This window comes from Shewanella gelidimarina (genome assembly GCF_023283945.1).
Classification (GTDB): Bacteria; Pseudomonadota; Gammaproteobacteria; order Enterobacterales; family Shewanellaceae; genus Shewanella; species Shewanella gelidimarina.
On sequence record NZ_JAKIKW010000035.1, the window covers coordinates 21883 to 29137 of the forward strand.

The window sequence follows — 7255 nt, forward strand, 5'->3', positions numbered from 1 at the left end:
CATCACTATGTTTTTTTATTATTTGGATCTTGCCTGGCGCAGCATTAAAAAAACGCCATTTTTGTCACTGCTGATGGTGTTAGCTATCTCAATAGGTATTGGCATTACCATTACTACCTTAAATGTATACCAGTTAATGTCAGAGAATCCTGCCGGTGATCGCTCTGACAACCTCATCGCTGTGCAGCTTTGGAGCCAAGATAAAGATGCTTGGAAAGAGTTCAATGCACAATTGACCTACCAAGACGCCTATAACCTGCGCAAAAGTGATGTGCCAACGCGTCAAACGGCCATGTTTGTTACTGGATTAGCAGTACAAACGGAAGACCCTGATTTTGTGCCTTTGTTAGAGAGCGTTCGAGTGACCGATAGCGACTTTTTCAATATGTTTTCGGTGCCCTTTATCTATGGTAAAGCCTGGGATAAGAGCGTGGATACCGAAGCGGTTTATCAAGTCGTTATTAATGAAGCCCTTAATCAGCAGTTATTCGCGGGTGAGGACAGTATTGGTAAGACGTTATATCTGGACAGCAAGCCTTATCAAATCGTCGGCGTGACTAAGACTTGGAGCCCAAGCCCACTCTATTATGATATCACCACTGGTGCATTTAAAGATTCAGCGCAAATATTTGTGCCCTTTTCATTAGCGCCTATTGAAGAGTTCCAGAGCTGGGGAAATAATCAAAGCTGGAAAAGACAGTCAATTAATAGCTACAGCGAACGTTTAAGCTCAGAAATGCATTGGATTCAGTATTGGGTCGAAGTGCAAGACGATACACAGCGTGATGAATATGCGCAGTGGTTGAAACGTTATGTGGAGCAGCAACAGCTTTTAGGACGCTTTGATAGCCCAGAAGCTGCAGCAAAGCTTTCGAATGTTGAGCAATGGCTGGAAATCAATGAAGTGGTACCCGAAGACAATAAGATTTTGGTTGGCCTCAGTGGGCTATTTCTGCTGGTTTGTTTGGTTAACATGTTAGGTCTACTGCTGGCCAAGTTTCTTAAGCGAGCGCCTGAAGTCGGTGTACGCCGCGCCATTGGTGCAAGCCGCGCACAGATATTTTTTCAACACATGGTAGAAGTCGGTTTGATTGGTTTCGGTGGCGGATTATTGGGACTGTTATGGGCCTGGGGATCACTGTCTATGTTGTCGGCTCACTTTGATCTGGAAGATGCGCTAACACAGTTGGATCTGACGATGTGGGTGTTAGCACCGACTATCGCTATTGCCGCCGCACTTATTGCTGGAGTGTATCCAGCGTGGCGAATATGTTCGACCAATCCTAGCGTTCACCTGAAGAGTCAGTAAAAGGAACTTATTATGTTACAGATCAAACCAATTTTAAGTACGCTAATGCGTAATAAAAGTGGCCCTATACTGCTGCTTATTCAGATAATTCTGTCGGTCGCGATAGTGGCAAATGCCAGCTTCATCATTAGTGAACGACTCACTTTAATGGACAGAGAGTCCGGAACGGCTGAAGAGCAAGTTTTTGACTTCCGTCTTTATAGCTTCGATAAAAACATCGATCTAGAGTCTCAAATTCAACGTGATATTCGTGCTATTCGGGACTTGCCCGGTGTTATTGATGCTTCAACAACCAGTATGGTGCCATTAAGTGGCGGCGGCTGGTCATCGGGTTACACCGTAGGTAGCAGCGAAGAAACCGCTAAAGATACAGAAAATACAGCCGTCTATTATGGTGACGAGCATATGATCAATACCTTAGGGGTGGAGTTGATAGAAGGCCGTAATTTTTATGAAGAGGAAGTGCTGACGGGCAGTCCAGATCTTGCGACTCATGGCATAGTGTCAAAAGCATTCGCTAAAGCGACCTGGGGAGATGACACCGCGATTGGAAAAACCATGTATGCAGGGGATTTTGGTAACATGCCAATCAAGGTGGTCGGCGTGGTCGACAAGCTTCAAGGCGCCTGGGTTAATAGTGACTCTCTGGATAACAGCGTCATCTTAAATATAAAACTGGTGAATGTGTTTACCAAGGTATTGGTGCGTGCAGAGGTTGGGACCTTAGCTCAACTGAAACAAGAGATAACGACGACCTTGCTTAAAGACAACCGTAATCGTGTTGTTGAACGTTTTACCCTTATTAGTGAGCATCGAAAACGCGTTTACCGTAACCATGAGTTGATGGCGACGGTACTGTCGATGATGGTGATCCTCTTGTTACTTATCACATCACTCGGTCTTGCAGGTATGGTGATGTTCAATATTGAACGTCGTACTAAGCAGATCGGAACGCGCCGTGCACTTGGGGCTAAGAAACGAGATATTATCAGCTTCTTCTTGGTCGAAAACTATATTATCTGCGTCGTTGGTGGAGTGATTGGAGGGCTGGTTGCGGTGCAATTAGGGCAACAACTGATGAGTGTTTATAGTCTGCCTAAGCTCGAGCTTATCTACCCGATAGCGACGGTAGCTGGGCTAATCGTGCTCACGACCATTGCGGTTATTTTGCCTGCCAGAAAGGCGGCAAATATCTCTCCGGCAATTGCAACGCGCAGTGTTTAGTTACTGAGTCTGAAGGAAGAGAATGATATCGATGGGTATTAGCCTTTAATTCTCTTTCTTTTTCAGTTAGTTTTAACAGCCGAACATCTAGATTTCAACAGCATAAAACAAGAATAAAAGCATGGATACGATTCTCATTGTCGACGATAACCAAGCCGTGTGTAATGCATTGGCACTGATGTTAGAGCTTAACGGCTTTAATACGCTCACCTGTCTCTCTCCTGAAGTCGCCCTTGAGCTCATTACATTACATGATATTGTCTTAGTGGTTCAGGATATGAATTTCACACAAGACACCACATCGGGTGAAGAGGGCAAAACCCTATTTTATGCGATCAGAAAGATACAGCCTGAGTTACCCATTGTGCTACTCACTGCATGGACCCAACTTGAGATCGCCGTTGAGCTGGTCAAAGAGGGCGCGGTAGATTACATGGGCAAACCTTGGGACGATGCCAAGCTGTTGACCAGTGTGGGTAACCTGATCTCTCTGCATACCCTATCTAAAGCCAATGCTAAGTTATCAAGAGTCGATAATCAGCGTATGGCGGTAATAAAAGATGCCGATCTATGCGGCATTATTTTTAGTAGCGGTGCGATGCAGCGTTGCGTGGATTTAGCATTACAGATAGCCCGTAGCGATGTGTCTGTATTGGTGACAGGGCCTAATGGTGCGGGTAAAGATAAGCTGGCCGATATTATTCACGCTAACTCAAATTTAAAGCATAAACCTTTTATCAAAGTTAATATTGGCGCATTGCCAATGGAGCTTCTTGAAGCTGAACTGTTTGGCGCAGAGGCCGGGGCATTTACTGGTGCGACTAAAACCCGCATTGGTCGTTTCGAGGCTGCCGACGGTGGCACCCTGTTTTTAGACGAGATTGGTAATCTTCCGCTTTCTGGACAGGTCAAACTGCTGCGAGTGCTGCAAACGGGTGAGTTTGAGCGCCTAGGCAGCCACCAAACCCATAAAGTGAATGTGCGGGTGATAAGCGCAACCAATGCTGATTTGATTGAAGATATCCAGGCTGGACGTTTCAGAGAAGATCTGTTTTACCGGCTTAACGTGATTGAATTGGCTTTACCTGCATTAAATGAGCGCATAGATGATGTATTGCCTTTAGTCAGCCATTTCGTTGGCGCTGAATATTCCTTGGATAAGCACACTCAACAAACGTTAGAGGCACATCACTGGCCAGGCAATGTGCGTGAGCTTGAAAATGCCTGCAAACGTGCGGTGATATTGGCTGAAAGCAGCCGTTTAACCGCGGATGATTTTGGTTTGATGGATATCACGGCAAAACCGAGCCCTCAGAATGTAACTCATGGTGACACAGTTTTTGGCAGCACAGTGTCTAGTCGCACTGCTTCTAGTGGCTCGGTGCAACCACAAACTCCTCCCGCAGTAGTGAGTGCTGAAACAGCATTTGACCACCGGGTGCCTGTTAGCTCAACAGATGAAAAAGCCGATATTGAAGCGGCATTAGATAACCATAAAGGGGTCATCGCCCGCGTGGCTAAATCTTTAGGGCTAAGTCGACAAGCACTGTATCGACGCATGGAAAAGTATGGCATTGAAAAATAAGCTTCCCTCTGTATTAGCTAGGATCTCGCTGCGAGCTAAGTTGATTGTTGGCAGTGCATTGGCGACGGCTATCGGGCTAATGCTGTCGCTTAGCTTGCTATTATGGTTTGCTGATGCGGATTTATCGCAGGCGATTGCTAAGCAGTTTAATCTGTTGTTGATGATCTTTTTTGCTGCAATAGGCCTGACGATTACAGTGAGTTATGTGTCTTCTCGGCATCTAGCCACAAGTTTAATGGCGCTTGAAGTTGGCCTACTTAATTTTAAAGACAACGACTTTAGTGTCACTCTTCCAGTGGGCGGAGATAAGCAATTGCAGGCGTTGGCGGTATTGTTTAATGACTCGGCAGAAGCGCTGAGAAAAGAGCGCCAATATATTTACCAACGTGAATTACTGCTCGATAAAGTGATCCAAAGTTCGCCTAATGTCATGTTATTGCTCGATGATGACAAGCGCGTCATCTACGCCAACGATGCCGCAAGGCACTTGTTTAATCATGGGCAGAGAATTGAAGGGATACCGCTCAGTGAGCTGGTGGAGCAGGTTGCCGATGAATTAGGGGCCGCACTTGAAAACCCCAAGGATGGTTTGTTTTCACTGAGCGCCAAAGACAGTGAAGATGAGCTCGAAACGTGGCATCTGTCGCGGGGACAATTTCTACTGAACGGCCAGTTTCATCATCTTGTTTTACTTAAACAGATGACGCGGGAACTCAATCGTCAAGAGGTCGCAGTATGGAAAAAAGTGATCCGAATTATTAGCCATGAGCTTAATAACTCCGTGGCGCCAATAGCCTCAATGGTCAATTCTGGTCGGATAATAACTAAAGATCTTGATGATCCTAAACTCAAACTTATTTTTGATACCATCGAAGATCGTACCAGCCACTTGAGTCAGTTTATTTTCAATTATGCTCGTTTTGCCAAGTTGCCGTTACCCAAGAAAAGTCCCGTAGACTGGCTTAAATTAACCGAACAATTGAAGCAGCATTACTCGTTTTTTCTTGAAAATGAATTACCTAACTCAGTTGTGGAGCTTGATTTGATTCAGATGGAGCAAGTGCTGCTTAATCTGTTGAAAAATGCGCATGAATCAGCTTCTGCTGTCGATAAAGTCAGTTTGTCGATTGTTGACTCTAGCCTGTCGGACGGCACTGAAGGTGTGTACATAGAGGTAAAGGATGAAGGCTCAGGAATGCCACCTGAGGTGCTGCGCCAAGCTCTACTCCCTTTCTATTCAACTAAGCAATCAGGCACGGGATTGGGACTGCCCTTGTGCCGTGAAATTGTAGAAGCTCACGATGGGCGCATAAGCTTGCAAAACCGCAATGAGAAAGGGCTTTGCGTTAGATTGTGGTTACCCAAACAACGTTAGCTATCAAGCTAGGCTTTGGTTAGTCGGTTGATGTTTTCGGTGCCTCTATTTCTAAGTTCCTACTTTAAACTCGAATGCTAGACGGTTGCGCTTTTCTAACCCAGTGCAGGTGCGTCTGCTGCAAGCAATTGGAATCACCTTTACCTGAAACTAACGCATTTCTGCCCCAAAACGATTCGGCTGCTCTATCAGCTATTGTTTTTCTATATCTAAATTTAAATCAACGTCCAAGTCGTGGTGCTTCGCCCACACCAGACCAAAAAGGGGAAAGCGCTTGTCCCCCTTTTGGATATCCCTCAGCGCCCCGGCGAAATTTAAAAAGCAAAATTTCCAACGGGGGAGATTGGTATCTGTAAGCAATGTTTATTCTGTTTGGAAATATTGTTCAATTTAAGGCTTGTGTCTTTAAATTAAGAACGCAAATGTTGAGAGTTTGCGCTTTTCAAGCCCAGTGCAGTGCGGCTGAGGCCTTCGGTTTCAGGGATGAAACCGCAGAGCGGCCATGGATGGCGAAAAGCGAGCCTCAGCAGTGTCTGCACATACGCCGACTGCAGGTCATTGGAACCACTTTGGTCAGCAGCTAACGCATTTATGCCCCATTGTGAGTTTCAGCTTGTATGCTGCACAGGTAAATAACCAATCAGTTGGCCTACCTTTACTAATCCATTAATGGCACTCACTGATTACTTTCGGTAAAACATGCTCGTTATTTCAGCATTGCTTTGATAGAGTGCTTATTAATCAATAACTTTGATAAAAGTATGCGGAGTACCAATTGAGTCTTTTTGCAGAATATGAAAAACAACAGAAGTGGAGAGGCTGGGAGAATTACCTTAAGTTTATACCGTTAAGTCAAAAAGACACTGTCGTTGACCTTGGCTGCTCCGTAGGTGATGTATCTCGTGCTTTTTCGCTGCGAGTAAACAATGTTATAGGCATAGACATTAATAAGGAATTTATTGAATTCTGTGATTCAAGGAGGAACTGTAACGAAGCCTTTGTTCTTAGCGACTTTCAAAATGCTGATTATTTATCTTTTGGCGATATTAGCGGTATTTGGGGGAGTTTTTCTTTATCCTACCTTAGTAACCCATTAGATTACTTGAAATTTTTAAACTCTGTAATGAACGATGAAGGCTGGATTGCACTATTGGATGTATCCTGCTTTATCTCAGGTAACCTTGCTAGAGATAGCAAGTATTACGATAGAGTAAAGAAGTTTGAATTAGAGTCATATAGGTTTGGTTTATATGATTTTGACTTTGGTTCCAAAATGCAAGATCTGTTGAAGGATGCTGGGTTTGAGATTGTATATTTCGATAATGATGTAGCGGATCCTGAATTGAATTTTTCTGGAGCCGCGGCATCGGAAATTATCGAGGGCTGGTCAGCAAGGCTCAATAGAATGAATAAATTAAATCACTTTTTTGGCGAGGAATATCCTAACTTTTGTGATGAATTATTATCTAATCTTCGTTCTAATACTCACGAGAAACGAGGGAGCGTCAGATTCGTAGTAGCTAAAAAATCTAACTAATTAATTCAGCTGACGGTTCAAGCGGCATCTGATTGAAGCGTTATCGCATATCTGATCACCATACTTTCCCTAATGACAATAGTCATTTTCAGAGCTTAAGCTCTAAAACGTTTTTGTCCGTGCGACCTGAGGTCGTATGAAGCGCTGTTCACCGCGATAAGAGTGAACCATCTGTATCACCAGATGACCCTAAGACTCTGAATAAAGCAGCGAGTCTGACAATGT

At 44.4% G+C, this 7255-nt stretch carries 5 protein-coding genes; all 5 read left to right on the plus strand.

The features are described from left to right. Nucleotides 1–7: 7 nt before the first annotated feature. The 5 genes from L2729_RS20345 to L2729_RS20365 all read left to right on the plus strand — a co-directional run bounded on the left by L2729_RS20345 (nt 8) and on the right by L2729_RS20365 (nt 7030). Nucleotides 8–1309, plus strand: coding sequence for an ABC transporter permease (locus L2729_RS20345; protein WP_248989902.1), 1302 nt, complete (start codon nt 8–10; stop codon nt 1307–1309). A 12-nt stretch (nt 1310–1321) separates the two neighbouring features. Then, entirely contained in the window at nt 1322–2533 is a 1212-nt protein-coding gene (locus L2729_RS20350) for an ABC transporter permease (protein WP_248989903.1), read from the plus strand. Nucleotides 2534–2654: 121 nt separating this feature from the next. Then, a complete protein-coding gene (locus tag L2729_RS20355; protein WP_248989904.1) occupies nt 2655–4118 on the plus strand; it encodes a sigma-54-dependent transcriptional regulator in 1464 nt (487 codons plus the stop codon). Further along, nucleotides 4102–5493, plus strand: coding sequence for a sensor histidine kinase (locus L2729_RS20360; protein ID WP_248989905.1), 1392 nt, complete (start codon nt 4102–4104; stop codon nt 5491–5493). Before L2729_RS20355 ends, L2729_RS20360 begins: the two co-directional genes overlap by 17 nt. A 775-nt stretch (nt 5494–6268) precedes the next feature. Continuing rightward, nucleotides 6269–7030: a class I SAM-dependent methyltransferase gene (locus L2729_RS20365; protein WP_248989906.1), complete on the plus strand. Its 762-nt coding sequence runs from the start codon at nt 6269–6271 to the stop codon at nt 7028–7030. Nucleotides 7031–7255 lie beyond the last annotated feature (225 nt).

What these genes read in the sequence shown, in the direction of transcription:
- L2729_RS20350 (WP_248989903.1), top strand. Translation starts at nt 1,322, where the DNA reads ATGTTACAGATCAAACCAATTTTAAGTACGCTAATGCGTAATAAAAGT.
- L2729_RS20355 (WP_248989904.1), top strand. Translation starts at nt 2,655, where the DNA reads ATGGATACGATTCTCATTGTCGACGATAACCAAGCCGTGTGTAATGCA.
- L2729_RS20360 (WP_248989905.1), top strand. Translation starts at nt 4,102, where the DNA reads ATGGCATTGAAAAATAAGCTTCCCTCTGTATTAGCTAGGATCTCGCTG.
- L2729_RS20345 (WP_248989902.1), top strand. Translation starts at nt 8, where the DNA reads ATGTTTTTTTATTATTTGGATCTTGCCTGGCGCAGCATTAAAAAAACG.